Consider the following 24,943-nt stretch of genomic DNA (forward strand, 5'->3'; position numbering starts at 1 on the left):
GACCAACAGTGACATCGACTGAGAGGTGTAGGCCCGTGGACCGTTCCTGGCTTGGTCGAGCAGTCCTGCGTGCCCGTCACCAGGCGCTGGCGCGGAAGGTCGCCCTGTACGACGAGGCGCGGGACCGGACGCGGATCGAACGGCACCAGGTACGACGCTTCAACGAGGTCTGGGAGTACTGCCTCGCCGAGGTGCCGTTCTACCGGTCGTGGCGCCGGGAGCACGGTCTCCCGGAGCGGATCGACCAGCTCGGGGACCTGCGAGGTTTCCCGCCGTTGACCAAGGAAGTCCTTATCGCCCGGCAGGACGAGATCTTTCAGAACGGCCGGATCCGCGACGCCTACACCACCGGAGGCAGCACCGGGCAGCCGACGCGATATCCCCGTGGCGCTGGTGAGGCCGACGGGCGGTGGGTCGACGCGTACCTCGGCCGGCACTGGGCGGGAGTCCGTCCGACCGATCCGGGGGTGCTGCTGTGGGGGCATTCCCACCTGTTCGGCGCCGGCCTGCCCGGCCAGTTGGCCCAGATGAAGCGAAGGCTCGCTGACCTGGTCGTGAACGTCACCCGGCTCAATGCCTACGATCTCAGCGAACCGTCGCTGCACAAGCACTACCTGGCCGTGCGCCAGCGTGATCCGGTAGCGCTCACGGGCTACACCTCAGCGGTGTTCAAACTGGCGCGGTACATCGAACGGAACCAACTCGACCTGGGGGAACCACGGCGGCTGCGGGCGGTGGTCCTGTGTGCCGAAACGGCCAGCGACGCTGACATCGCCATGGTCGAGCGGGTGTTCAAGGTCCCGGCAGTGATCGAGTACGGCTCGGCCGAGACGGGCGTGCTCGCCATGTCCCACCTGAGCACCAGGGACATCAGAGTCATCTGGGACAGCTTCGTCTGTCTTACCGACGGTGACGGTGAACTCAGTGTCACCACTTTGGCGGACCGTCTCTTCCCGCTGGTGCACTATGCCATCGGCGACCGCGTCGAGCCGAGCAACGTGGTGGACGGTAACGCTCTGGCGTTCCGCGCGGTCCTCGGCCGGCAGCAGGACATCGTCCGGGTCGGGTCGGCACGAGGGCTCCTCGACCTGTCCGCCATCCTTCCAGTCCACATCCTCAAGTCGTACCCGGGCATCATCGGAGTTCAGTTCCGGCAGGTGCGTCCGGACGCACTGCGTATCCACGTCGAGGCCGACCGTCCACTCGACCTGGCGGACGTCGGCGCCTATTTCGTGCGCGAACTGCGAAAGGACCATCCCGAGCTGAACGCGGACTCGATCAGCTTCGCCCAGATCTCCGATCCTGCCCGGACCCGGGCTGGCAAGCATGCCCTCTTCGTGCCGTGAGACCGACGGGTGCCGTGGACCGTTGTCCGTTTCTGACGAGGGGGAGCGTCGTTTGACAGTGGTGCCGACTCCTCGGGCTGCCTTCTCGTCTCCGACGGGAACCACACCGCATCGGTTGCCACCTCCGCAGCGATCCGCGCGCACCTCCGGCGGGAGGGTGATCTGGTTCCTGCGGCACTACCCGATCACCATCCTGGTAGCGGCGCCGTACGCGCTGCTCTTCGTACCGATGGCTGTGTTCAACGCCAACCCGCAGACCCCCTTCATCCTTCGGCTGTTGGGTGCGGCGCTCATCGGCACGCTGCTTGTCGAGACGGCTGCCGGTGCGGCTCGTCCTCGACCCCGGTGGCGACCAGACATCACCGCCGTCAGCGCGTCCCATTGCCACCTGTATCTGGTGGCTCGGCTGGTCGCCGTGGTCAGCATCGCCGCCTCGATCACGGGGGCCCGTGCCGGTCAGGGGACCATCTTCACCCAGTTGGGCGACGAGGTAGCCGCCTCCCCGGTCGCCCGGGTGACCGCGCTCTCGGCCGGGTGGTCCTACCTGGCATTTGCGCTGCTGCTCTCCAGCTTCCTCGGTGGCCATGCCAAGCGCGCCAGGGTGCTCGGCTGGATCGGCCTCCTGGTCGCCGGACAGATCGCGACGGCGGCGCTGACCGGCATCACATCTCCGCTGTTCGGCTTCCTGTCGTTCGTCGCCGGCGCCGGCGCGATCTGCGGATTGTTCCGGGTGCGGGAGGTGGTGATCCTCGGTGTGGTGCTCCTGCTGGCGTGGCCGACGCTGTTCGCCGTGCGCAACGACATCCGGGTCGAGGGCGGGGTGAGCGTGGCCGACGACGTCAGCGCCCAGGACCGGATGCGGCTCGATCTCCAGCTCGCTCACGCCGCCGAGTACGATGTTCCGGTGGACGTCGGGCAGCCCGGCCCAAGCGAATTCGTCCGGTACGGCCTGGTGCCACGGATCCTCGACGCGGACCGACCGACCATCTCGACCGGAGCCCTGATAAACCAGTACCTCGGCGGCTCGGCGACCTCGTCGTACAGCTTTCTCGCGCTCGGCAACGTGTACTTCCTCGTCGGCTGGCTGGGGGTGCCGGTCTACTTCGCCGGCTGGGCGGCCTTGGCCCTGCTCCTGCTCCGGGCACGCGGCGCGCCGGGACCGATCCGGCTCAGCCTCTTCTGCTTCGTGCTGGCTGGCCCGCTGCTCTGGTCCAGCGGTTACCCCGACGCCATGATCGCTTTCCTTCAGCACACGGTCGCCGCACTGCCCGTCTTCGTGCTGCTGTTGCTGTTGAAGAAGCGGATGCCGGGTCGACATTCCGTGGACCGGAAGTCGGAGGTCCGGTTGCCGCTTGCCGCGGACCTGCGGACTACGTGGCGGGCCTGACCGAGGGATGACCCGCCCAATCGGCGCGACCGCACACCGGCACCGTGGGCCGCCGAGCCGCGTCCGTGCCCTGGTCCGGGCGTTTGTCGGCGCTCGTGCCCCGTGGGCGGTCCTGACGACCGCCGTGTCGAGCCTGGGAAATCTGCTGCTGTCGCTGACCGTCGTGCGGCTTGCGCCGATCGACGACCTCGGCCGTTTCGCCTTGGCCTTCTCCCTCTACGTACTCGTCACCGGGCTGTCCCGGACGGTGGTCACCGAGGCCGTCCTTGCCGAGGCCGCGGTGGAGCGGGCCAACCGTCCCACGGTCGCGGCGGGCAGCCGCCGGGTAGCCGCTGTCGGCGTCGGGTGCGCCGTTCCACTGCTCGCCGGCGGGATCGCCGACCGCTCCAGCTACCTGATCCTTGTCGCCGTCGCTCTGCCCGGCCTGTTGCTGCACGACTACGCCAGAAACATCGGCGTGGGCGTGGGACGGCCGCGCCCTCCCTGCATGCGAGAGGTGATCTGGACTGGGGTGACCGCGCTCGCTGCCCTGCTGGGCCTGACCGGGGTGGTGGGTCCGTCAGGCGTCTTCGGCCTCTGGGCGGGCGCCGGTGCTCTACTCGGCTACGCCACCGCCCTCCTGCACGGTCACAAGATCAGGCCTGGGTGGCTCCTCGACCGCACCGGCAGCCGCGCGGCTGTCAGCTACGGCCTCCAGTTCCTGCTCACCGCCGGATCGGCCCAACTCGCCCTGACGGCGTTGGGTGTGACGGTGGGTATGGCCGTCGTGGGCTCCTTGAGCGCGGGACGTACCGTACTCGGCCCGGCGACGCTCCTGGTGGGAAGTGCATCCTCTCTGGTCATTCCTCACCTCGCCCGCGTCCGGACGGCGGCGGGGCCGGCACGACGGCGGGCCGCCGTGCGGATAACGGTGGTCCTGCTGCTCGCCACCGCGCCGGCCTGCCTGCTCGTCCTTCTGCTGCCCGACCATGTGGGGGAGACGGTCCTCGGCGACAACTGGCGGCACGCGCAGCCGCTGCTGTGGCTGCTGGCGCTCGAGGTTCTCTTCGGCGGGGTGGCCATGGTGGGGTTCGCGGGGCACCGGGTTCAAGGCGCCGCACGGCGGGCGCTGCTGCTCGGCGGTGTTCTCGGCGGGCTCAGAATCCCGATGGTGGTGGCCGGTGCCGTGGTGTGGGGGGCGGTCGGCGCTGCGGTCGCCCTGGCGCTCATGGGGCTGATCAGTGCCGCGGCGTGGTGGATCAGCTACCTGCAGAAGACCGGTGGCCGGACCGTCGTGGACAGCCGACCGGGCGGTATACCGACACCCGATTCGGGCACCGGTGGAAGGAGGTCCACACTCTCCGCGTCCAGGGTCAGCGGTGGCCGGTGACCCCGGCGAGTGCCGTGCGTACCCGATCCACGATGACCTTGAGGTCCACGTCCGTGAGCTCGGCGTATGTGGGCAGGTTGATCCCCCGTCGAGACAGGTCGGCAGTGACGGGGTGGTCACCGGCGGCGTGCGCGTACGGCGGCAGGTCCGGGATGGGAACGAAGAACGGTCGTGTCTCGACGCCGAGCGTGTCCAGCGCTCGGGCGAGTTCGTCGCGCTGGCCGGCCGCACCAGGAGGGCCGACGAGGAACGACGCCATCCATGGTGCTCGTCGCACCCCGGGCACGACCGGCTGAGGGAAGAGCAGTGGCGCGTCGGCCAGTTCGCGCTCGTACGTGGCGACGACCGCGTCACGCCGGCCGATGATCTCGTCGGCGCGTTCGAGTTGGGCGCAGAGTAGCGCCGCGGCCAGGTTCGTGAGCCGATAGTTGAAGCCGACGACGGGGAAGAAGTAGCGCCTGCGTGGGTCCATGCCCTGGTTCCGTAGCAACCGCATCCGCTCGGCCAGCGCCGTGTCGGAGGTGGTCACGCAACCGCCCTCACCAGCGGTGATCACCTTGTTGCCGAAGAACGAGAAGGTCGTGGCGTTGCCCAGGTCGCCGGTGGGACGGCCGTTCAGGAGAGCGCCGAACGACTCGGCGGCGTCGGCGACGAGGAGCAGTCCGTGCCGCTCGCACAGCTCCCGAAGAGCGGCGTAGTCCGCCGGGTGGCCGTACAGGTCGACGGCAATGACGGCACGGGTACGGGGGCTTACCGAGGCCGCCACCTGTTCCACGTCGATGCACCACGATTGCGGCGACACGTCGACGAAGACCGGTCGAGCGCCGCAGTAGGTCACCGCGTTCGCGGTGGCCACGTAGGTGAGGGCCGGAACGATCACTTCGTCGCCGGGACCTATCCCAGCGGCCGCGAGGACGAGGTGAAGCGCCACTGTGCCGTTGCCGGTGGCCACGGCGGCCGCCGCACCGCACCTGGCCGCGAACTGCTCCTCGAACTTCTGCAGATATGGGCCCTGCGAGGAGATCCAGCCGCTCCGGTACGCGTCGACCAGGTACCGTTCCTCAAGGTCCGACAGGCAGGGCCGGGCAACCGGGTAGCGATCCTGCGTGCTCAACGGTTTCCCCCCGATAGCAGTGTCTGGGCGAACGACGATCGAGGCATCGGCCCGGTCCGACCGGACCGCACCCAGTCCAGCACGGCGACGTAGTCGACAGCGGTGTCCCGCCACGTGCGTGCCGCCAGTAGCTCCCCAGCTGCCCGGGACGCGCGTGCGTAGTGCTGCCGCTCCTGTAGTAACCGCCGGACGGCTGCCGCCAGTGCGGCCGGGTCCTGCGCCGCGAAGACGGCCGCGTCGGCCCCGGTGAATTCGAGCTGGGCCAACAGAGGCTCCGAATCGGCGCAGGCGACGGGGAGCCCCCAACTGAACGCCTCCAGCATGGCCCCGCTGGCCGCCTCCCAGAGGGAGGGCACGACCACCGCCGAGGCACGGGAATAGAGCGACGCAAGCTCCTCGGTGCTCACGAAGCCCGGGAAGGAAACCCGCCCCCGCAGATCGGGGCGGGCGGCGCGAGCGAGCAGCCGGCTGGCCTCAGGTTCCACCAGAGGACCTGGACACACGACCCGGCACTCCGGGAGCAACGCCATCGCCTCCAGCAGTGTGGCGTGGTTCTTCAGCGGCGCGGTCGACGACGGAAACACCAGCAGACCCGGCTCAGGTTCGGTTGGTGGTAGCTGCCGCGCGGCATGGAAGGCCGGCAGCGGAATCATCGCGATCTTGTCGCGTGCCTCGGGGAACGCCCGCACCGCCTGCTCGTAGGGGTGCGGCCAGGACACCACCACGGCGGCCGCTGCGGCGACGTTGCGCCGGATGACCTCCGCGAAGCCAGGGGAGCCGAGGCCCGGCTGAAGCTGACGCAGGTCGTGTAGCACGATGACCGACGGTTCCGCGTGCACCGGTACGGCCGCGAACGGGTAGACAGTGACATCCACCCCCGCCGCCGGCGAGCGGTTCCACTGACGGACGAGGTTGACGGTACGACGTAGAGCTACCGACGTCACCGCACTGCGTGGGGTGTGCCGCCGCAGCAGACGGCCGATGCGGTTGTCCGTGCGCAGAGGCGTACGGACCTGGGACCACCCGATCCGTTCCGACGGGACCCGCTGGCGCCACTCGTCGCCGGTGCCATGGAGGACGTGAACGATCAGCTCATGCGGACCATCGGCCAGGCCGTTGAGCAGACCGTATGTGAACGCCTCGATCCCAGCCGAGTGTCCCGGCCGAACCGAGGTGGCATCGACGCCGATTCTCACCGGTCGACCCGGACCAGCCGGCCCGTTCGCTCGTCCTCGAGCAACTGCCTGTCGGCGTCCACCATGATCCGCACCAGATCGGTGAAATGGGTCTTGGGGGCCCACCCCAGTTGGCGCCGGGCCTTGCTGTAGTCGCCGATCAGCGCGTCCACCTCGGCCGGGCGGAAGTAGGCCGGGTCGGTGACGACGTACCTGTCGCAGTCCAGTCCGATGTGCGCGAAGGCCGCCTCGACGAACTCACGCACGGTGTGCCCCTCGCCGGTCGCCACCACGAAGTCGCCCGGCTCGTCCTGCTGAAGGGTGAGCCAGACCGCCTCCATGTACTCCGGTGCGTACCCCCAGTCACGGACCGCGTCGAGATTGCCCAGGTAGAGCTTGTCCTGGATTCCGGCCTCGATCCGCGCGACCGCCCGGCTGATCTTCCGGGTCACGAAGTTCTCGCCACGACGAGGGCTCTCGTGGTTGAACAGGATGCCGTTGGAACAGTGCATCCCGTAGGACTCCCGGTAGTTCACGGCCGCCCAGTAGGCGAAGACCTTCGCGCAGGCGTATGGGCTGCGTGGGTGGAACGGGGTCTCCTCGCGCTGCGGAGGCGGGGTCGATCCGAACATCTCGGAGGAGGACGCCTGATAGAAGCGGCTGCTCACGCCGGCCAGCCGTGCCGCTTCGAGCAGCCGCAGCGCGCCCATCCCGGTGACGTCAGCTGTGTAGCTCGGGATGTCGAAGGAGACTCGCACGTGACTCTGCGCACCAAGGTTGTAGATCTCGTCGGGCTGAATGTCACGGAGCAGGCCGACCAGCGAACCCGCGTCCGCCAGGTCGCTGTAGTGGAGGAAGAGGCGTGCCTCAGGGTTACGCGGATGAACATCGATCCGGTCGATGCGCTCGGTGTTGAAGCTGGACGAACGGCGCTTCAGTCCGTGCACCGTGTAGCCCTTGTCGAGGAGGAGTTCCGACAAATAGCTGCCGTCCTGCCCGGTGATGCCGGTGATCAGTGCGACTCGACTCATGCCGCGCCTTTCCGAAAGATGAGAATTATCTTCGATCAGTGCACTGCGGGGCGGTCCGACCGCAGAATCCGTGCGGGAACACCCACCACCACGACGTTTTCAGGAACGTCGCGGACAACCACTGCGCCAGCGCCCACCAGCACGTTTTTTCCGATCGAAATGTTGTCGATGACGGTTGCGCCTGCGGCGATGGTCGTGCCTCGGCCGATGCGGCTGTTGCCGGCTATCCGGCACCCCGGCAGGAGTGTGGCGAAATCATCGATCTCGGTGTCGTGACTCACCGTCGCGCCAGTACCGACATGCACGTGTCGACCGAGTCGGACGTCGGTGGTCAGGATCGCACCGGGCCACAGGATGCTGCCATCACCCAGCGAGCACCGCCCACCGACGGTCGCTGCCGGAGAGACCAACGACCCGGCGCGGCGACCGTTGCGGCCGGCCAGTCTGTCGATCCGGTCCCGTACCGAACCGTCGCCAACGCCGATGAGGTAACGCACCGAGGGGTCGGCGCTGTCCAGCCAGTCGTCCTCGCCGAGCCAGGGGGCCGGCAGACGCGCCGCCTCCGTGGCCAGCGGTGGCCCCAGGCAACCCAGCAGTGGGTGGCCTGCGGACTCCCCGATCCAGGCGATCTCCCGGGCGTGCCCCGACGTGCCCAGTACGACCAACGCCGGTCCGGCGGACGTCGACCGATCGGGGGCGGGAACGCGAGCGGCCTCGACGGTGGTCATGGCACGGTTATACCGGCGGCGGGATATCGCCATCGCGTCTTTCACGTTTGACGTGCCAGAGACGAATCTCTCAGCGGGTAAAACTCGCGAAATCGGTAACCGTGGGGGCGGGCGATCGTTTGCAGAATCGTTCACCGATGCGCTGGATGTGGGAGGTTCCTGATGCGAGAGAACCGCCTTATTCCCCGTCCGACCCAGGGTGGTCGGGCGACTCTCTCGGAACCGGCACTGTTCCGTGTCCTGGTGACCTCCACCTTCTTTGAGCCCGGTTTCCGGGGCGGTGGCCCGGTCCGGTCCGTGGCGCACATCCTCGACGCCGCCTCGCCCGGGGTGGCCCCGATTCTGGTTACCCGGGATCGCGACATGGGCGCGACCGAGGCGTACCCGGGCTTGTCTGGTCAGTGGGTGGATCGCGGCCGGGCCAGGATCTTCTACCTTTCGCGGAGGCAGCCCCGGCAGTGGTACCGCCTCTGGCGGGAGCTGCGGGCGACGCGTTTCGACCTGCTCTATGTCAACAGCCTGTGGGCGCCGATGTCACTGGTACCGGTCCTCGCCGCCCGACTCGGTCTTCTGCGGGCGGAACGGGTGATGGTCGCTCCGCGGGGTGAGTGCTCGCCCGGCGCGCTGTCCTTGAAGTCCGGCCGTAAGCGCCTGTTCGTCAAGGGCTGGAGACGGGTACTCCGCAGCCTCTCCGTCGAGTTTCACGCCTCGACCGAGGCGGAAGCCGCCGACATCCGCAGGATTTTCCCCTGGGCGACGGTCCGGATCAACGCGAACCAGACGGCCCTGCCGCCCGAGCCGGCCCCGGTGCCTGCTCTCTCCTCCGCCACACCGGGCCCGCTGCGGCTGGTGTTCGTGGGACGGATCGCCGCGATGAAGAACCTTGCCCTCGCGGTGGAGGCCCTGACGTTGGTACGGCAACCGGTGGTGCTGGACGTGTACGGCCCGATAGAGGACGCGGCCTACTGGCGCCGTTGCGAGGCGCTGCTGGCCGCGCTCCCGCCCAACGTCCGGGCGGAATACCACGGGAGCGTCGCACCGTCGGCCGTGGTGGGCGTGCTCGCGGACCACGACGCGTTGGTGCTGCCGACCCTCGGGGAGAACTTCGGCCACGTCATCGCGGAGAGCCTCGCGGGCTCCTGCCCGGTGCTCTGCTCCGACCGGACACCGTGGAACTCCATCCTGCGCGGTGGAGGAGGGGCGGTGATCCCGGAGTTCACGGCCAGTGCCTGGGCGGCAGAGATCGAGCGGTGGGCCGGCCTCACTCCCGAACAGCGACGCGCCGCCAGGATCGCGGCGGCTGACGCCTACCGGTCGTGGCGCGCCGACTCGGTCAGGGTGACCATCCTGGACCTGATGAGCGAACTCGCACACCAGCGATGACAGAGCTCTGGCAAGACATCCGATTTATCCCAACTCGACGTGTCTGGCCGATCCTTCGCTCGTTGCTCGACGTGTGAGCGTCCGACTGTCTCCGGGCGCGCGCGATTCTGACCGACGAAGAGGAGCTTCCGTGACCAACCCAGTAGCCGGACGCCGGGTGCTCATCACCGGCGGTACGGGTTCCTTCGGCCAGACCATGGTTCGCCGGCTCCTCGCACGCGGCGTCGGCGAGGTGCGGGTGCTCAGCCGCGACGAGGCCAAGCAGGACGCGATGCGTCGACTGCTCGGTGACGAGCGGGTCCGCTACCACGTCGGGGACATCCGGGACTACGACTCGGTGCTCAAGGCCAGCCGGAGCATCGACTACATCTTCCACGCGGCCGCGCTCAAGCAGGTGCCGTCGTGTGAGTTCTTTCCACTTGAGGCGGTACGGACGAACGTGCTGGGCAGCAGCAACGTCGTCGAGGCCGCCGAGCGTAACGGTGTCGGCTCGGTGGTGGTCCTCAGCACCGACAAGGCCGTCTACCCGGTGAACGCGATGGGCATGAGCAAGGCCCTGATGGAGAAGGTCGTCCAGGCGCACGCCCGGAACAACCCGAACAGCGCCACCACGGTCTCCTGCGTGCGGTACGGCAATGTCATGTACTCGCGTGGGTCGGTGATCCCGCTCTTCATCGAGCAGATCAAGGCGGGCCGGGCGCCCACAGTGACCGACCCGGGAATGACCCGGTTCGTCATGTCGTTGGCCGACTCCGTCGAGCTCGTCGAGCATGCGTTCCAGCACGCCCGGACCGGTGACATCTTCATTCGTAAGGCCGCGGCCTGCACCGTCGGCGACCTGGCCGAGGCGGTGTGTCAGCTCTTCGACGTGCCCGCCAAGCTGGATGTGATCGGCGTACGGCACGGCGAGAAGCAGGCCGAGACGCTGGCCAGCCGGGAGGAACTCGTCCAGGCCGAGGACTTCGGGGACTTTCTCCGGGTACCGCTGGACGGTCGCGACCTCAACTACGCGCTATACGTTTCCGAGGGGGAGTTCGGCGACGGGCTGACCGAAGACTTCAACTCGTCGAACGCGCCGCAGCTCGGCGTACCCGAGATTGTCGAGTTGCTGAAGACGCTGCCCGAGGTGCGGGCGGAGCTGGCCCTGCGGGACCCGGTGTTGGCGTGCTGAGGCTCGCCGTCACGGGCGGCGGCGGCTTTCTCGGCTGGCACGTCCGGGTGCTGCTGCGCGTGCTCGGCTGGCCGGAGCCGACCGTGCTCAGCCGCGCCGATCTGGCCGACCCCGGCGTGACCGCGGCGAAGATCGCCGGCCACGACCGTCTGCTGCACCTGGCCGGTGTCAACCGCGGAGAGCCGGCCGAGGTCGCCGCCGGCAACATCCAGCTCGCCACCCAGCTCGCCGACGGGCTCAAGCACTGCGCGGACCCGCCGACGCGGGTGGTCTACGCCAATTCGGTGCAGTCCGGCAACGGCACACCGTACGGCGACGCCAAGGCCGCTGCCGCCCGGGTGCTGGCGGACACCGGCGTCGACCTCGACGACGTGTTGCTGCCGAACCTGTACGGCGAGCACGGCCGGCCCTACTACAACTCGGCCGTGGCGACCTTCTGCCGGCTGCTCGCCGAGGGTGGGCGGCCCGAGGTGCACGCCGATCGCGAGCTGAGCCTGGTGCACGTCACCGACGCCGCGGCGCGTCTCATCGGGGTGCCAGACGGTGGATCGTGGGATCCGGCCATGCCGGCGCTGCGCATCGGCGTCCAGGCTCTCGCGGACCGGCTCACCGGGATGGCCGCGACGTACCGGACCGGGGAGATCCCGTCCCTGCTGAGCCGGCACGACGTACGGCTGTTCAACACGTACCGGTCGCACTGCTTCCCGGCGCACTACCCGATCACACTGCCGCGGCGGGCCGATGCCCGTGGCGAACTGGTCGAGACGGTGAAGGCACACGGTGGGGCGGGGCAGACGTTCTGCTCCACCACCCGTCCGGGGATTACCCGGGGAGAGCACTTCCACCTGGCGAAGGTGGAACGGTTCGTGGTGCTGCGCGGCTCGGCCGAGATCAGCCTGCGCCGGGTCGGCGACTCCGAGGTGCTGCGGTTCCCGGTGAGCGGCGCTGAGCCAGCCCTCGTCGACATGCCCACGATGTGGGTGCACAAGCTGGTGAACACCGGCGCGGACGAACTGGTGACGATGTTCTGGACCAACGAGCTCTTCGACCCGGACCGGCCGGACACCTGGGCCGAGACGGTGGAGGCGGCCGGGTCGGCGCCACTGACGGTCAGCGCGTGAGGTCGACCGCTCACGTGACAGCAGAGAGAGGACGGGCATGACCCGGATCATGACGGTGGTCGGCACCCGACCCGAGATCATCAGGCTCTCCCGGGTGATCGCTCGACTCGACGACACGGTGGATCACACGCTGGTACACACCGGGCAGAACTGGGACAGCGCCCTGTCCGACGTATTCTTCAAGGAGTTGCGCCTGCGGGAGCCGGATCGGTTCCTCCGCGTCGACACCTCATCGCTGGGCCGGGTCCTCGGCGGGGTGCTTGTGGGCATGGAGGCGGCGATCGCCGAGGTGCGGCCGGACGCGCTGCTGGTGCTCGGTGACACCAACAGCTGCATCGCCGCACTGATGGCCCGCCGGATGCGGGTGCCGGTCTACCACATGGAGGCCGGCAACCGGTGCTTCGACCTGAACGTGCCGGAGGAGACCAACCGGCGGCTGGTCGACCACGTTGCCGACTTCAACCTCGTCTACACCGAACACGCCCGGCGCAACCTGCTCGCCGAGGGGCTGCACCCACGCCGGATCCTGCACACCGGCTCGCCGATGCGGGAGGTGTTGGAGCACTACCGGAAGCCGATCGCCAGCTCGACCATCCTGAGTCAACTGGAACTCGCCCAGGGCCGCTACTTCCTCGTCAGCGCGCACCGGGAGGAGAACGTGGATCGCCCCGACCGGCTCCAGCGGCTGCTGGACTGCCTGGTGGCGGTTCGCGACCGGTGGGGCTTCCCGGTGCTGGTCTCCACCCACCCGCGCACCCGTAAGCGGCTGGAGGCGCTGGCCCCGGACGCCACCGGACTGGACGGCATCGCCTTCCACGACCCGTTCGGGCTGCTCGACTACGTCCACCTGCAGACCACTGCCTACTGCACCCTCTCGGACAGCGGCACGATCAGCGAGGAAGCCGCCATCCTCGGCTTCCCCGCGGTGACGCTGCGCGAGTCGATCGAACGCCCCGAGGCGCTCGACGCCGGCGGCATCATCATGACCGGCCTGGACCCGCAGGGCGTGGTCGAGGCTGTCGAGGTGACGGTGGCGCAGGTCGCCGCGGAGGGGGTGCCCTGCCCGGTCGACTACCAGGTGCCCGACACCTCCCGACGCGTGGTCGACTTCATCCTCTCCACCGTGCGCCGACACCACGACTGGGCGGGCATCCGCCGCTGACCAGCAGCACCACCGCCACCCGGGCTGGCCACCACGAACCTGTGGTCGCCAGCCCTGGTGTCGGTGCGCCTGGTCCCGCCCAGCGCCCACGGGGTGCGGCGACCGCGGGGCGCCCTTCAGCCAACGGAACGGGGTGACGCCGCCGCGGCGTCACCCCGTGCACCGCCGTCGCCGCGGCGGGGTCGATCAGTGCGACTGCAGGGGTACGCCCAGCGGCCCCTTCGCCAGCGGACCGACCGGCTGGGCGCAGAGCAGCGCGAGATGCTCGACGATCTTCGCCGCGTCGTCGTACGGGTCGAGCCCGCTGACCTCTATCGGGTCGAGCGCCGGGACGGCCACGTGCGACACCAGCGGATGGAACGGCCGGGTGTCCACCTCACCGGTGCCGAGGAGGTCTTCGTGCAGCTTCTCGCCGGGGCGAAGGCCGGTGTAGACGATCGGAACGGAACTGGACGCCTGGTCGGCCATCTGTCGGGCCAGGTCGGTGATACGGACCGGCTCACCCATGTCGAGCACCAGTGCCTCGCCGTCCTGCCCGATCTCGGCGGCCTGGAGCACCAGGTGGACGGCCTCCTGGACGGTCATCAGGTAGCGGGTGACGTCGGGGTGGGTGACGGTCAGCGGCCTTCCGTCCTCGATCTGCCGTTGGAATGCGGTCACCACCGAGCCGCGGCTGCTCAGCACGTTGCCGAACCGGACGCTGAGGAAGGTCCCCGGGAACCGGGACGCGGCGTGTGCGGTCAGTCGCTCGGTGATCCGTTTCGAGTAGCCGAGGACGCTGATCGGGTTGGCCGCCTTGTCGGTGGAGATGTTGACGAACTTCGCCACATCCTGGCAGGCGTCCAGCACCGACAGGGTGCCCCAGACGTTCGTCTTGACCGCCTCGCCCGGGTGCCGTTGCAGCAGGGTCAGGTGCTTGAGCGCCGCCGCGTGGAAGATGATCTCCGGTCGGCGCTCCCGGATGATCCGCCGAATACCCTCGTCGTCCCGCAGGTCGGCGAGGATCAGCTCGGGGCCGTCCAACATGGCCCGGCCGGCGAGCGACATCTGGAGGCTGTGCAGGGCCGACTCGTCGCGGTCCAGCATCATCAGCTCACCCGGGTTGGCCTTCATCACCTGGCGGCAGAGTTCGGAGCCGATGGACCCGCCGGCGCCGGTGACGAGGATCCGCCGCCCGGTCAGGCTGCTGGTGCTCAGCGGCAGGTCACCGACCACCTGACGGCGACCGAGCAGGTCATCGATCTGCACGTCCCGGACGTCGGTGACGGTGATCCGGTGGTCGACCAGGTCCCGCACCGGGGGCAGCACCTTGAACACCGCGCCGGCGTCAAGGGTGGCCCCACGGATCTGGCGGATCAGCGCGGCGTCCGCGTTGGCAACCGAGAAGATGACGGTGGTGGCACCGGTACGCCGGACCGAGGTGGCGACATCGTTCCGTCCGCCCAGCACGCGGACCCCTCCGATGCGCAGGTCGCGCTTGTCCGGGTCGTCGTCGAGCGCGCCGACCGGTAGGTACCGACCGCGCGGGTCGCTGAGCATGGCCCGGAGCAGCCCCTGGCCGGCGTCTCCCATCCCGAACAGCAGCACCGGCGTCGACGACCGGACATCCGGCCGCATGGCGAGGTCGCGGCGGTGCCGGTACGCGAACCGGGCGCCGAGCATGAACAGCAGGGCGAGCGCGCCGCCGACCAGAGGGGTGCTCGCCGGAACCGGTCGCTCGCCGGACGGCAGCAGGCCGAGCAGCACGATCCCGGCTGTCGTGATGGTGGTGCCGGCGACGCCCTGGACCTCCTGCAGGCTGCCCAGCGGGTGTCGTCCGGAGTAGAGCCGGCGCAACGCCGCCACTGCCACGTGGATGACCGCCGCGGCCGTTCCGACCGCTGCGGCTCGGCCGAACTGGCCGGGAGGAAGCTGGAACTCGGATCGGGTCCAAGCGGCCGCGACTGAGCCGCCGACCCAGGCGGTGGTGTCGGCTGCGAGAAATCCGATGGCCCGGCGGCGAGCCCTGGCTCGCCGCGTCCGCTGGTCCAGCCGCTCCGTGTGCTCCGTGTCCTGGGGCATGTACTGGCTCCCTGTCCCGTCTTCCGACTACTTCCGCCGCCCGGCAGAAGGAGCTTTGCGCTCCTTGTCCTTGTTACAGGGCGAAGCGACACTGTTGGCCGTTTTCGGGTTATCTGAGCTGAAGATCCGGCTATCCTCTTGGCCGCCCAGCGAGCCTGGCCGCTGTCACGGTCAGAGCCGCCGCCGTCCGGGTTCATCCACCGGTGCCGCCGGGTGAGCTGCCGAGTTCGGCGGCGCCACCGGCGCGGTGGTCACCGGTCGGCCGGGACGTGGTCCCGGACCGCCTTCTCCAGCTGCCTGGCGAGGGCAACGCTGCCGACCCGTTCCGAGAGTCGCTCCAGGTAGAACTGCCGGCCGCTGCGGCCCAGCTCTTCACGTTTCTCGGCGCCCAACTCGTACATTCGACGGATCGCGTCGGCCAGGGCGTAAGGGTCGCCGGGAGGAGCGACGAATCCGGCGCCGGACTCGTCGACGAGCCGGGCCGCGTCACCCGCCAGGGCGGCGACGATGGGACGGCCGCACGCGAGGGTGCTCTGCACCTTGCTGGGCATGATCGAGCGGAGGAAGGGCTGGTCGCGCAAGGAGATCAACTGGACGTCCCCGAGTGGCATCAGCTCGACCATCCGCTCGATCGGCTGCTGGCCGAGGAAGACCACCCGGCCGGGCGCGTACCGTGCGGCCGATTCGCGTAGCCGCCGCTCTTCCACGCCGCTGCCCGCGAACACGAGCGTCAGGTCCGGGATGTCGGCGAGGTACTCCAGTGCGTCGACGGCGACATCGAGCCCTTGGAGGTTCCCCATGCTTCCCGCGTACATGACGACGAAGCCCTGCAACCCGAGGGAGGCCGCCATCTGCGGATCGGGTGTTCTCGGGCGGAAGACCCGCTCGTCGACCCAGTTGTAGACAACCGACAGTTTGTCTCGCGGGACTCCGCGGCTGTTCAGGATGTCGGCCATACCCGGCGCGATGACGGCCACCGACGATGCGTTCCGATGCGCCGAGTCGCAGAACCGGGTGAGCATCCGGATTATCAGGTCGGTGCGACGGCCAGGGCGGACGTAGTCGCTCTCCGCCAGGGTGTCCGGCCAGAGATCCTCCATGAGGATCACGTACGGGCGTCCGTGCAGCCAACGGGCCATCATCGCGGGCAGCGCCACAGTCGCCGGCGAGGAGTAGACCAGCCACACGTCGACCTTGCGGAGCAGGTCCAACCGGGCCGCCGCCGAGGCCGCGAAGCTGAGATAGTTGGCAGCCCGTCTGACTGCTGACCGGTCGTGGCTGGGCACCAGTGGCACCCGGTGCACCGAGACTCCGTTCATCTTCTCGAACCGGTACGGACGGATCCGGTAGCCCGGAGACAGTTGGCCGGACGGATAGTTCGGGAAGCCGGTGAGCACGTGCACCTCGTGCCCAAGTGCGACGAGCGACCGACTGATGATCCCCGGCAGAACGGCAGAGCCACCCTCCGGGTCGTACCACTGCGTGATGATTCCGATTCTCACCGCGTTGTCACCGCAGCCGGAGCAGCCAGGGAACCGATCAGGCCAGCCGAGCCCGACACGAGGGCGAGAGTCATGGAGAACCTTCCTGTTGGGGTGGAGCTACTTCGTCAGATACCGGTTGGCCCCGGCCGCTCCGCTGGTGTCGTGCGGTTGCGAGTCACCTGTTCTCGGTCGCGCGAGAGCCTCGGCGCTCGGTGACGAGGCGGGTGTCGGCCCGGTCCCGGCGGTTCTCAGCCGCTCCCATGCCTCGGGGCGCAGCTGGGGCGCCAGCCCCTGGTCGGCGAGCCAGCCCGGCACCTGTCGCTTGCCGAACAGGAGCATCTCCACGCGACGGGCATGCGCGTTGGCGTTCAGACTCGTCCGCCCGTACGCGGTGAAGCAGCGCGTCGCGTACCGGGCCACCGGTGGTGGAAGGTGCAGTGGCTCGCGACCACCGAGAAGGCGGAGCAGGAGCCCGGTCGTCATGCCGTTGTAGGGCTGGAGAACGATGGGCGGTACTGATCCGTCGACGAGCCCGAGATGGGTGATCGCCGCGGCGACATCGTCGATGAGGACCTGGGGCGTTGGTGCGGTGCCGTCCCCGGCGACGCAGCTCGCGCGCGACCGTGCGAGCCGGATGAGGGCGCGGGTGTTCGGCCGGTCCACGTCGTGGACCCAGGTCGACCGGTAGATGACGGCGTCGATGCAGTCCTCGCGCCGCAGCAGGCGTTCACCGATCGCCTTGGAACGCGAGTACGGCGAGAACGGCATCGTCCGTGCTGTCTCGTCGAGCGCCATCTGCCCCTGCGCTGCCGCGGAACTGACGTGGACCAGTCGCCTGGCGTTGACCAGAGCGCTTGCTCGGGCGACCAGTGTGGGTAGCAGGCTGTTTCCGCCGTACAACTCCGCGCTGTCCGGGGCGGATCCGTTCGGTAGTCCGGCCGTGTTGATCACGGTCTGGGCGCCGTCGAGCTGTGCGGCGAGTGCGTCGACGACATCCTCGTAGAGATCTGCCGGCACCGAATCGGCACGAAGAGCGTGGGTGAGCGGCCATGACAAGCGCGGCGCGGCGACGGGCTGCACCTCGACGCCTCTGTTGCCCAACTCGGCGACGACCGCTCGACCCACGAAGCCGCTGCTGCCGAGCACCGCGACCTTGTCGATCGGCCGGCTTCCCGGGCGGCCGGCGAGGTCACCGGCTCGTTGAGCTGACAGTTCTGGCATGGATCGTCCTTCCTTCCGACGAAGGCTGTCGTCGCTGGGCGGCGAGCCACCCCGGGGCGGCGAGGTAGGCGGCGAGGATCGCGAGGGCCGTGGCGTCCAGTGCGGCGCGGGTGATCGGCCCGCTGAAGGACGCGGCAACCAGGCAGCCGGCCACGGCCGCCCCGGCGACGGCCGTCACCACGGTGACCCGCTGGTGTGACCATCCGCCGTCGGTCAGCCGCTGGTAGGCATGGTGGCGGTGCGGTCGATACCAGGCCTCGCCGTTACGGATACGGCACAGGAGCGTCCAGCCCGTGTCGGCGAGATAGAGGGCGAGTGGCGCCACGGCTGCTTCGGGCGGGGTGCCGCGAACGACTGCGTACGCGGCGATCGTGGCCAGCGCGCCGCCGAGGGCGTACGACCCGACGTCACCGAGAAAGACCTTGGCGACCCAGGCGTTCCAGGGGAGGAATGTCAGGGATGCGGCGGCGATCAGACTGCCGGCCGCGGTCAGCAGTGGGAGGTCCGTGAGCACTCCGAGCACGGCGTACACCACTCCGCCGAGGATCGCGTGCACGGCCGAGATGCCGTTGATGCCGTCCATGAAGTTGAAGGCGTTCACAAACGAGGTCAGCCAGGCCGCCAGCGCGAGAATCAGAAGCACGTGGACGTACAACGCCTGCCCACCGGGCACCAGGACCAGGGCCGTGCCCACGCCGGCGAGCAACTGCAGAAGCAGTCGGCTGCGGATCGGGACACCCCGGAGGTCTTCCAGGAGCCCGATCGCCGCGAAGAAGAGCAGCGGTACGGCGATGGATCGTGCGTGCTCGTTCAGGAGAAGTGCGAGCCCTGCCGCTGCGGCGACTCCCACGCCACCGCCGCGCGGGATCGGTGTGCTGTGCGAGGAACGCTCCGACGGTATGTCGAGAACCGCGGCTGCTCTCAGCAGGCGGAGGATCAGTGGCTGCAGCAGGGTGCCGACGACGAGTGCGAGCACGATTCCGCCAGCGAGCGGAACACTCAGCATGGCGTGGTTCCTGCCGAAAAGAAGTGAGGATCCTCTTTAATGTGTACGAGATTCACCACTTGCGCCTTTAGGTTGAACCGGTGATATAGGGATGAATCAATCTTAGAAGGTCGCTACTATAAGTAAACGACTGTTCCCGGTATTCGGTGTGGAGCTACGCAGCTGAAACTGCTCACGTTGCCGTCGAAGACGCCCGGCAGCCCGGTGCGGGCGCTGACCTCGTTGGTCACCCTGCCGGCGGTGGACGTGACGGTGGTCGCCTACCGAGTGTGGGACGAGGCGGCCGGCCTGCTCACCCTCGTGGTGCGACGGGTCCGGTGGTGGAGCCTGGTCAGGTCGCGTCGTCCAGCAGCCGGGTGAGCAGCGTCCGCAGCGGGATCGACTCACCGTCGCGGCCCCCCGCTCCGACGACCAACGGCGCCGGGCTGGGCTGCGGGTCGACGCCGAACAGCAGGGCCCGCAGACCGCCCGGCACGGTCAGCAGGTGGAACCGGCCAGCCACGTCCACCGCGCGGGTTTCGGCCCGGTCGACGTACCAGCCGGTCAGCCCGGTCCGGTAGCGCCCACGCCCGTCGTACCCCCGGGCGACCAGCCGGGTGGTGGGCAGCCCTCGCCGGGTCGCCTCGGCCACGAACCAGGCCACCAGCTCCGCCGCCTCCGCGTGCTCGGCGGCCCGCCGCCGCGCCTCCGCGTCGGCGTGCGCCCGCACCGCCTGCCGCTGCTGATCCCGCCACTCCCGGGCGTCTCGCTCACCCACGACGCCGACGGTACGCGAGCCGCCTCAGACGAGCATGGCCCGCAGCGTGTGCCGGGCGATGCCGGCCATCACCGGGTTGGTCTCGACGTAGTACGGCAGCGCGTTGATCGCCTGCTCCAGGGCCCAGCCGCGCCCCCGCTCCCACGTCGCGTCGTCCACGCCCAGCGCCCGCCGGTACGTCTCCCGGGAACCCGCGTCGAACAGGTTCCACGCCGGCATCAGGTCCACCGCGGGGTCGCCCACGCCGACCGCGCCCAGATCGATGACGGCGGCCAGCCGGCCGTCGCGGACCAGCAGGTTGCCTGGCATCAGGTCGCCGTGGATCCACACGTCGGTGGGGTCGTCGCGGCGCGCGTCCCGGCACCGCTTCCACACCTCGCTGAGCGCGGCGGTGTCGGTGAGCGTGCCGCTGACCGCGAGCGCGGCCCGCACGCCGGCGTCCTCGGCGGCCAGCCGCCCGCCGCGCCCGTTCCCGGACCAGATCCGCCCGCCGGTGTCGATGCCGCGCAGAGCCGTCACCACGCCGGCCAGGTCCCGCGCGAAGACGTCGAGGTCGGCGATCCGGTCGGGCTGGGCCGTCTCGCCCGGAATGAACTGGTACGCCGTCCACGGCCCGGGGTAGCCGTCGCCCGGCTCGCCGAGGCCGAGCGGTTCGGGCACCGAGACCGGCAGGTGCCCGCCGAGCAGCACGGCGTACTCCTGCTCGCGGCGCAGCTCGGCGCGCAGCTCGGGATCGCTTGAGGGGAGCAGCGGAAACCGCAGCACGATGTCCGGGCCGAGCCGGAACAGGGCGTTCACCGTGCCGGTCGAGGGGAGCGGCCGGACCGGCAGGCCCCGCCACCGCGGAAACTGCTCGGCCACCAGCGCGGAAACCACGTCCACGCTCACGTCCACCTGATCGGCGTGCATCCTCACCGCGAGATCATCACCCCGACGCTGCGGCTGCGCGAGCGGATTTCCCCGGGGCCGTGCCGTCCGCTCCTGCGACCCTTCGCTTGCCGTGCGGTCCGCTTGCCGCGGCCGGCCGCTTCCCGGGGGCTGCCCGGGCCGTTCACCTCGATAGCCGTTGACTTCAGGGCCCGATCGCTCCAGATCTTGGACAGTTTCCGTCCTGTGCGAACGGAAACTGTCCAAGATCTGCTGTGGCGTGGGCGTTCCGGTGGCTCTTCGCGCCGGATGGTCGAGGTCAGGCCAGTCCGGCGCGGCGCAGGGCTTCCGCCATCGCGTCATTGGCCGGCGCCGGTGCGCCGTGGCGCTGCTGCCCGCCGCGACCACCCTGTCCGCCGCCACGGCCGGCCTGTCCGCCGCGCTCACCCTGCCCGGCTCGACCGCTCTGCTGGCCGGTGGCGCGACCACCCTGCGGGCCGCCGGATGCGCCCTGCCCGCCGCGACCACCCTGCGGCGCGCGCTGGGCCGGGCCGCCACGCCCCTCCTGGCTCGTCCGACCACCGCCGCCACCACCGGCGGCTGGCTCGTCGTCCAGGCGCAGGGTCAGCGAGATCCGCTTTCGGGGTACGTCCACGTCGAGCACCCGGACCTTGACCACGTCGCCGGACTTCACCACCTCGCGAGGGTCCTTCACGAAGGTCCGGGACATCGCCGAGACGTGCACCAGACCGTCCTGGTGCACCCCGACGTCGACGAACGCGCCGAACGCGGCCACGTTGGTGACCACGCCCTCCAGCACCATCCCCGTCGTCAGGTCGCTGATCTTCTCCACCCCCTCGACGAAGGTGGCGGTGCGGAACTCCGGGCGGGGGTCCCGGCCCGGCTTCTCCAACTCGGCGAGGATGTCGGTGACGGTGGGGAGGCCGAACCGGTCGTCGACGAAGTCGGTGGCCCGCAGCCCGCGCAGGATGCCGCTCTTGCCGATCACCGAACGCAGGTCCTGCCCGGTGGTGGAGAGGATGCGGCGCACCACCGGGTACGCCTCGGGGTGCACGCTGGAGGAGTCCAGCGGGTCGTCGCCACCGGGGATGCGCAGGAAGCCGGCGCACTGCTCGAACGCCTTCGGCCCGAGCCGGGCCACCTTCTTCAGTTCGGTACGCGTACGGAACGGCCCGTTGGCGTCCCGGTGCAGCACGATGTTCTCGGCCAGGCCGGCCCCGATCCCGGAGACCCGGGTCAGCAGCGGCGCGGAGGCGGTGTTGACGTCCACCCCGACCGCGTTGACGCAGTCCTCCACGACCGCGTCCAGCGACCGGGACAGCTTCACCTCGGACAGGTCGTGCTGGTACTGACCGACGCCGATCGAGCGCGGGTCGATCTTGACCAGCTCCGCGAGGGGGTCCTGGAGGCGGCGGGCGATGGAGACCGCGCCGCGCAGCGACACGTCCATCCCGGGCAGCTCCTGCGAGGCGTACGCGGAGGCGGAGTAGACCGACGCGCCGGCCTCGGAGACCATCACCTTGGTCAGGTTGAGCTGCGGATGCCGGGCGATCAGATCACCGGCGAGCTTGTCGGTCTCACGGGAGGCCGTGCCGTTGCCGATCGCGATCAGCTCCACCCCGTGCGCCCCGGCCAGCCGGGCGAGGGTCTCCACCGACGCGTCCCACTGCCGGCGCGGCTCGTGCGGGTAGATGGTGTCGGTGGCGACCACCTTGCCGGTGGCGTCCACCACGGCGACCTTCACGCCGGTCCGCAGGCCCGGGTCCAGGCCCATCGTGGGTCGGGTGCCGGCCGGCGCGGCCAGCAGCAGGTCCCGCAGGTTGGTGGCGAAGACCCGCACCGCCTCCTCCTCGGCCGCCTGCCACAGCCGCATCCGCAGGTCCGCGCCGAGGTGGATGAGGATCCGGGTGCGCCACGCCCAGCGGACCGTGTCGGTCAGCCAACGGTCGGCCGGGCGGCCCGCGTCGGACACCCCGAACCGGCCGGCGATGGCCGCCTCGTACCGGGTCGGGCCGGTCGGTACGGCGTCCGCCTCGCCCGCCTCCTCCGACTCCATGGTCAGGTCGAGCACGCCCTCCTTCTCGCCCCGGAACATCGCCAGGATCCGGTGCGAGGGCAGCTTCGGGTACGGCTCCGAGAAGTCGAAGTAGTCGGCGAACTTAGCGCCGGCCGCCTCCTGGCCCTCGCGTACCCGGGAAACCAGCCGACCCCGCGACCACATCTGCTCGCGCAGCGTGCCGATCAGATCGGCGTCCTCCGCGAAGGTCTCGATGAGGATGGCCCGGGCGCCCTCCAGCGCGGCGGCGGCGTCGGCGATGCCCTTCTCCTCATCGACGAACCCGGCGGCGGTGGCCCGCGGGTCCTGACCCGGGTCGGCCAGCAGCGTCTCGGCCAACGGCGCCAACCCGGCCTCGCGGGCGATCTGCGCACGGGTCCGCCGCTTGGGCTTGTACGGGAGGTAGATGTCCTCCAGCCGGGACTTCGAGTCGGCGGCCATGATCTGCGCTTCCAGGGCCTCGTCCAACTTGCCCTGGCCGCGGATCGACTCCAGTACCGCGGCCCGCCGCTCGTCCAGCTCCCGCAGGTAGCGCAGCCGCTCCTCCAGGGTGCGCAGCTGGGTGTCGTCGAGCAGGCCGGTGGCCTCCTTGCGGTAGCGGGCGATGAACGGCACGGTGGCGCCGCCGTCGAGCAGCTCCACGGCCGCCCGCACCTGACGCTCGGCCACGCCGAGCTCGTCGGCGATCCGCTGATGAACAGACTGGGTCACGATCTCGATCCGCCTTCGGGAGTGGGTACGCCTGCATTCTGCCGGGCGGGCCCCGGCGCTGTCGCCGCGCCCGGCCGGGGCGGGGGACCGAACCACAGCGCCCGGCCGGGGTGACCGGCGGCGGTCCCGTCGGGCCTGCGCTAGCGTGGCGATCATGGAATCTGCTGCGGAGCCGCGCGCCCGGCGGCTCTTCGGCGGCAGCGCCCGAGCCCTCGGCGACCTCACGGCCAACCCGTTCCGTGCCGACCGGGACCGGATCGTCGGCTCGCCGTTCTTCGCCCGCCTCGGTGGTGTCACCCAGGTGATCAGCCCGGTCGGCTCCGGGCTGCTGGTGCACAACCGGCTCACCCACAGCCTCAAGGTCGCCCAGGTGGCCCGGGCGGTCGCCGAGCGGTTGAGCGCCGACGAACGGTGGCGTGACCTGCTGGACAAGCTCGGCGGCTGCGACCCCGACGTGGTGGAGGCGGCAGCACTCGCCCATGACCTCGGCCACCCACCGTTCGGGCACCTGGGGGAGCGGGTGCTGGACCGGCTGGCCCGCCAGCGTCTCGGCCTCTCCGACGGTTTCGAGGGCAACGCGCAGTCGTACCGCATCGTCACCAGCACCGAGATCCGCGGCGCGGCCACCACCGGGTTGGACCTGACCGCAGCGGTCCGCGCGGCCATGCTGAAGTACCCGTGGACCCGCCTGGACCACCCCGACCCGCACCCGCGCACCATGGACCCGCCGCCGCGCGGCGCCACCCCGCCGCCGGACGACCCGGAGAGCGGCTCCTCGAAGTTCGGCGCGTACCGGACCGAGCTGGACGACCTGCGCCAGGCCCGGGCGCCGTTCGCCGGTCGCATCCCGGAGTGGCAGCAGACCGTGGAGGCGTCCGTGATGGACACCGCCGACGACATCGCGTACGCCATCCACGACGTGGAGGACTTCTACCGGGTCGGGGTGCTCCAGCAGGGTTCGGTCTCCGCTGAGTTGATGGCCTGGCAGCGCGAGAGCGGACAGCTGCGGGCGATCACCGACGCGGCGCTGGCCACGGCCGCCCGGCGACCCGGGGCGGCGATCGAGCGGCTACGCCGGCAACTGCACCGCAAGGACGCCTGGATCGCCGACGACGACGCGTTCGCCGCCGCCGTCGAGCACGTCCGCGAGGAATTGGTGGACGGGCTGCTCGCGATGCCGTTCGACGGCTCGATCGAGGCCGAGCAGTACGTGGCCCGCTTCTCCGCCCGCTGGTCCACCCGCTTCGTCGAGGCGATCACGGTCACCGAACAGCCGTCGGTGCGCTCCGGGCACGTGCTGCTGGGCTGCGCCCAGTGGCACGAGGTGCAGGTGCTCAAGTTCGTCCACCACCGGTTCGTGCTGGCCCGCCCGGACCTCGCCCTGCACCAGCGCGGCCAGGCCCGGCTGCTGGGCACCCTGGTCGAGGCGCTCTGGGAGTGGCTGCTCGACCCGGAGGAGGAGTCCCGACTGCCCCGGCGGCTGCACGACCTGGTCGAGCTGGCCGAGGCGGAGCTGCACCCGCGCACCCCGGACCGGATCGGGCGTGCCCGGGGCCGAGCCATCGTGGACTTCGTCGCCCAGCTCACCGACGGTCAGGCGGTGGCCATGCTGGACGCGCTCTCCGGCCGGTCCGGCGCGCTCTGGACCGACGCGTTCGTGCTCTGACCTGACGTCAGGCGACGGCCCGACGTCAGGCGACGCCTGCCTGGCCTGACTCAGGCGATGCCTGCCTGGCCTGACTCAGGCGATGCCTGCCTGGCCTGACTCAGGC

At 70.0% G+C, this 24,943-nt stretch carries 20 protein-coding genes; 9 read left to right on the top strand and 11 right to left on the bottom strand.

The features are described 5' to 3' along the window. Positions 1 to 35: 35 nt before the first annotated feature. The 3 genes from GA0070561_RS16490 (at position 36) to GA0070561_RS16500 (ending at position 4,102) form a co-directional block, all read left to right on the top strand. On the top strand, positions 36 to 1,346 hold the full coding sequence (locus GA0070561_RS16490) for a phenylacetate--CoA ligase family protein (protein ID WP_091401480.1): 1,311 nt from the start codon (positions 36 to 38) through the stop codon (positions 1,344 to 1,346). Between the two features lie 157 nt (positions 1,347 to 1,503). Then, positions 1,504 to 2,733, top strand: coding sequence for a hypothetical protein (locus GA0070561_RS16495; RefSeq protein WP_091401483.1), 1,230 nt, complete (start codon positions 1,504 to 1,506; stop codon positions 2,731 to 2,733). A gap of 124 nt (positions 2,734 to 2,857) precedes the next feature. After that, positions 2,858 to 4,102 (top strand): MATE family efflux transporter, encoded by a 1,245-nt coding sequence (locus GA0070561_RS16500; protein ID WP_141710390.1) that lies wholly within the window; start codon positions 2,858 to 2,860, stop codon positions 4,100 to 4,102. Here GA0070561_RS16500 and GA0070561_RS16505 read toward each other — a convergent pair. From GA0070561_RS16505 to GA0070561_RS16520, 4 genes are read right to left on the bottom strand one after another with little or no spacing between them, the layout of a single operon-like run. Further along, the gene (locus GA0070561_RS16505) at positions 4,086 to 5,216 is read right to left on the bottom strand and encodes a DegT/DnrJ/EryC1/StrS family aminotransferase (protein ID WP_091401487.1); all 1,131 of its coding nucleotides are present in this window, start codon (positions 5,214 to 5,216) and stop codon (positions 4,086 to 4,088) included. The genes GA0070561_RS16500 and GA0070561_RS16505 overlap by 17 nt on opposite strands. Then, the gene (locus tag GA0070561_RS16510) at positions 5,213 to 6,412 is read right to left on the bottom strand and encodes a glycosyltransferase (protein WP_091401490.1); all 1,200 of its coding nucleotides are present in this window, start codon (positions 6,410 to 6,412) and stop codon (positions 5,213 to 5,215) included. The genes GA0070561_RS16505 and GA0070561_RS16510 overlap by 4 nt, the downstream gene beginning before the upstream one ends. After that, on the bottom strand, positions 6,409 to 7,422 hold the full coding sequence (gene gmd, locus GA0070561_RS16515) for a GDP-mannose 4,6-dehydratase (RefSeq protein WP_091401492.1): 1,014 nt from the start codon (positions 7,420 to 7,422) through the stop codon (positions 6,409 to 6,411). Before gmd ends, GA0070561_RS16510 begins: the two co-directional genes overlap by 4 nt. A gap of 35 nt (positions 7,423 to 7,457) precedes the next feature. Continuing rightward, entirely contained in the window at positions 7,458 to 8,183 is a 726-nt protein-coding gene (locus GA0070561_RS16520; protein ID WP_091401495.1) for a NeuD/PglB/VioB family sugar acetyltransferase, read from the bottom strand. A 210-nt stretch (positions 8,184 to 8,393) separates the two neighbouring features. On the opposite strand from GA0070561_RS16520, the gene GA0070561_RS16525 reads away from it, so the two are divergent. The 4 genes from GA0070561_RS16525 (at position 8,394) to wecB (ending at position 12,987) form a co-directional block, all read left to right on the top strand. After that, positions 8,394 to 9,533 carry a glycosyltransferase family 4 protein gene (locus tag GA0070561_RS16525; RefSeq protein WP_167362423.1) on the top strand — a complete coding sequence of 380 codons (1,140 nt, stop codon included), beginning with the start codon at positions 8,394 to 8,396 and terminating at the stop codon, positions 9,531 to 9,533. A 130-nt stretch (positions 9,534 to 9,663) separates the two neighbouring features. Continuing rightward, positions 9,664 to 10,704 carry an SDR family NAD(P)-dependent oxidoreductase gene (locus tag GA0070561_RS16530; RefSeq protein ID WP_091401500.1) on the top strand — a complete coding sequence of 347 codons (1,041 nt, stop codon included), beginning with the start codon at positions 9,664 to 9,666 and terminating at the stop codon, positions 10,702 to 10,704. Further along, the gene (locus GA0070561_RS16535; protein ID WP_091401502.1) at positions 10,698 to 11,825 is read left to right on the top strand and encodes a polysaccharide biosynthesis C-terminal domain-containing protein; all 1,128 of its coding nucleotides are present in this window, start codon (positions 10,698 to 10,700) and stop codon (positions 11,823 to 11,825) included. The genes GA0070561_RS16530 and GA0070561_RS16535 overlap by 7 nt, the downstream gene beginning before the upstream one ends. A 37-nt stretch (positions 11,826 to 11,862) precedes the next feature. Beyond that, positions 11,863 to 12,987 (top strand): non-hydrolyzing UDP-N-acetylglucosamine 2-epimerase, encoded by a 1,125-nt coding sequence (gene wecB / locus GA0070561_RS16540; protein ID WP_091401504.1) that lies wholly within the window; start codon positions 11,863 to 11,865, stop codon positions 12,985 to 12,987. Between the two features lie 186 nt (positions 12,988 to 13,173). Here the strand turns inward: wecB and GA0070561_RS16545 are convergent, their stop codons facing one another. The 4 genes from GA0070561_RS16545 to GA0070561_RS16560 form a co-directional block, all read right to left on the bottom strand. Further along, positions 13,174 to 15,048, bottom strand: coding sequence for a nucleoside-diphosphate sugar epimerase/dehydratase (locus tag GA0070561_RS16545; protein ID WP_091401506.1), 1,875 nt, complete (start codon positions 15,046 to 15,048; stop codon positions 13,174 to 13,176). 251 nt (positions 15,049 to 15,299) lie between these two features. Next, the gene (locus GA0070561_RS16550; protein ID WP_091401509.1) at positions 15,300 to 16,550 is read right to left on the bottom strand and encodes a glycosyltransferase family 4 protein; all 1,251 of its coding nucleotides are present in this window, start codon (positions 16,548 to 16,550) and stop codon (positions 15,300 to 15,302) included. 99 nt (positions 16,551 to 16,649) lie between these two features. After that, complete coding sequence (locus tag GA0070561_RS16555) at positions 16,650 to 17,753, bottom strand: NAD-dependent epimerase/dehydratase family protein (RefSeq protein ID WP_091401510.1); 1,104 nt, start codon at positions 17,751 to 17,753, stop codon at positions 16,650 to 16,652. Continuing rightward, positions 17,722 to 18,759, bottom strand: a complete 1,038-nt coding sequence (locus tag GA0070561_RS16560; protein ID WP_091401513.1) for an MraY family glycosyltransferase — start codon at positions 18,757 to 18,759, stop codon at positions 17,722 to 17,724. The genes GA0070561_RS16555 and GA0070561_RS16560 overlap by 32 nt, the downstream gene beginning before the upstream one ends. Positions 18,760 to 18,936: 177 nt before the next feature. Here GA0070561_RS16560 and GA0070561_RS33085 point away from each other — a divergent pair, with 177 nt between their 5' ends. Further along, positions 18,937 to 19,119, top strand: coding sequence for a hypothetical protein (locus tag GA0070561_RS33085; protein WP_141710391.1), 183 nt, complete (start codon positions 18,937 to 18,939; stop codon positions 19,117 to 19,119). Here the strand turns inward: GA0070561_RS33085 and GA0070561_RS16565 are convergent. The 3 genes from GA0070561_RS16565 to GA0070561_RS16575 all read right to left on the bottom strand — a co-directional run bounded on the left by GA0070561_RS16565 (position 19,091) and on the right by GA0070561_RS16575 (position 23,171). After that, positions 19,091 to 19,516, bottom strand: coding sequence for a hypothetical protein (locus GA0070561_RS16565; protein WP_091401515.1), 426 nt, complete (start codon positions 19,514 to 19,516; stop codon positions 19,091 to 19,093). The genes GA0070561_RS33085 and GA0070561_RS16565 overlap by 29 nt on opposite strands. Positions 19,517 to 19,540: 24 nt before the next feature. Continuing rightward, positions 19,541 to 20,425 (bottom strand): aminoglycoside phosphotransferase family protein, encoded by an 885-nt coding sequence (locus tag GA0070561_RS16570; protein WP_091401518.1) that lies wholly within the window; start codon positions 20,423 to 20,425, stop codon positions 19,541 to 19,543. A 277-nt stretch (positions 20,426 to 20,702) separates the two neighbouring features. Continuing rightward, complete coding sequence (locus GA0070561_RS16575) at positions 20,703 to 23,171, bottom strand: Tex family protein (RefSeq protein WP_208603780.1); 2,469 nt, start codon at positions 23,169 to 23,171, stop codon at positions 20,703 to 20,705. Between the two features lie 154 nt (positions 23,172 to 23,325). Here GA0070561_RS16575 and GA0070561_RS16580 point away from each other — a divergent pair, with 154 nt between their 5' ends. Then, positions 23,326 to 24,837, top strand: coding sequence for a deoxyguanosinetriphosphate triphosphohydrolase family protein (locus GA0070561_RS16580; protein ID WP_091402187.1), 1,512 nt, complete (start codon positions 23,326 to 23,328; stop codon positions 24,835 to 24,837). Positions 24,838 to 24,943 lie beyond the last annotated feature (106 nt).

It is taken from the genome of Micromonospora saelicesensis (assembly GCF_900091575.1).
In the GTDB taxonomy this organism is placed as follows: domain Bacteria; phylum Actinomycetota; class Actinomycetes; order Mycobacteriales; family Micromonosporaceae; genus Micromonospora; species Micromonospora saelicesensis.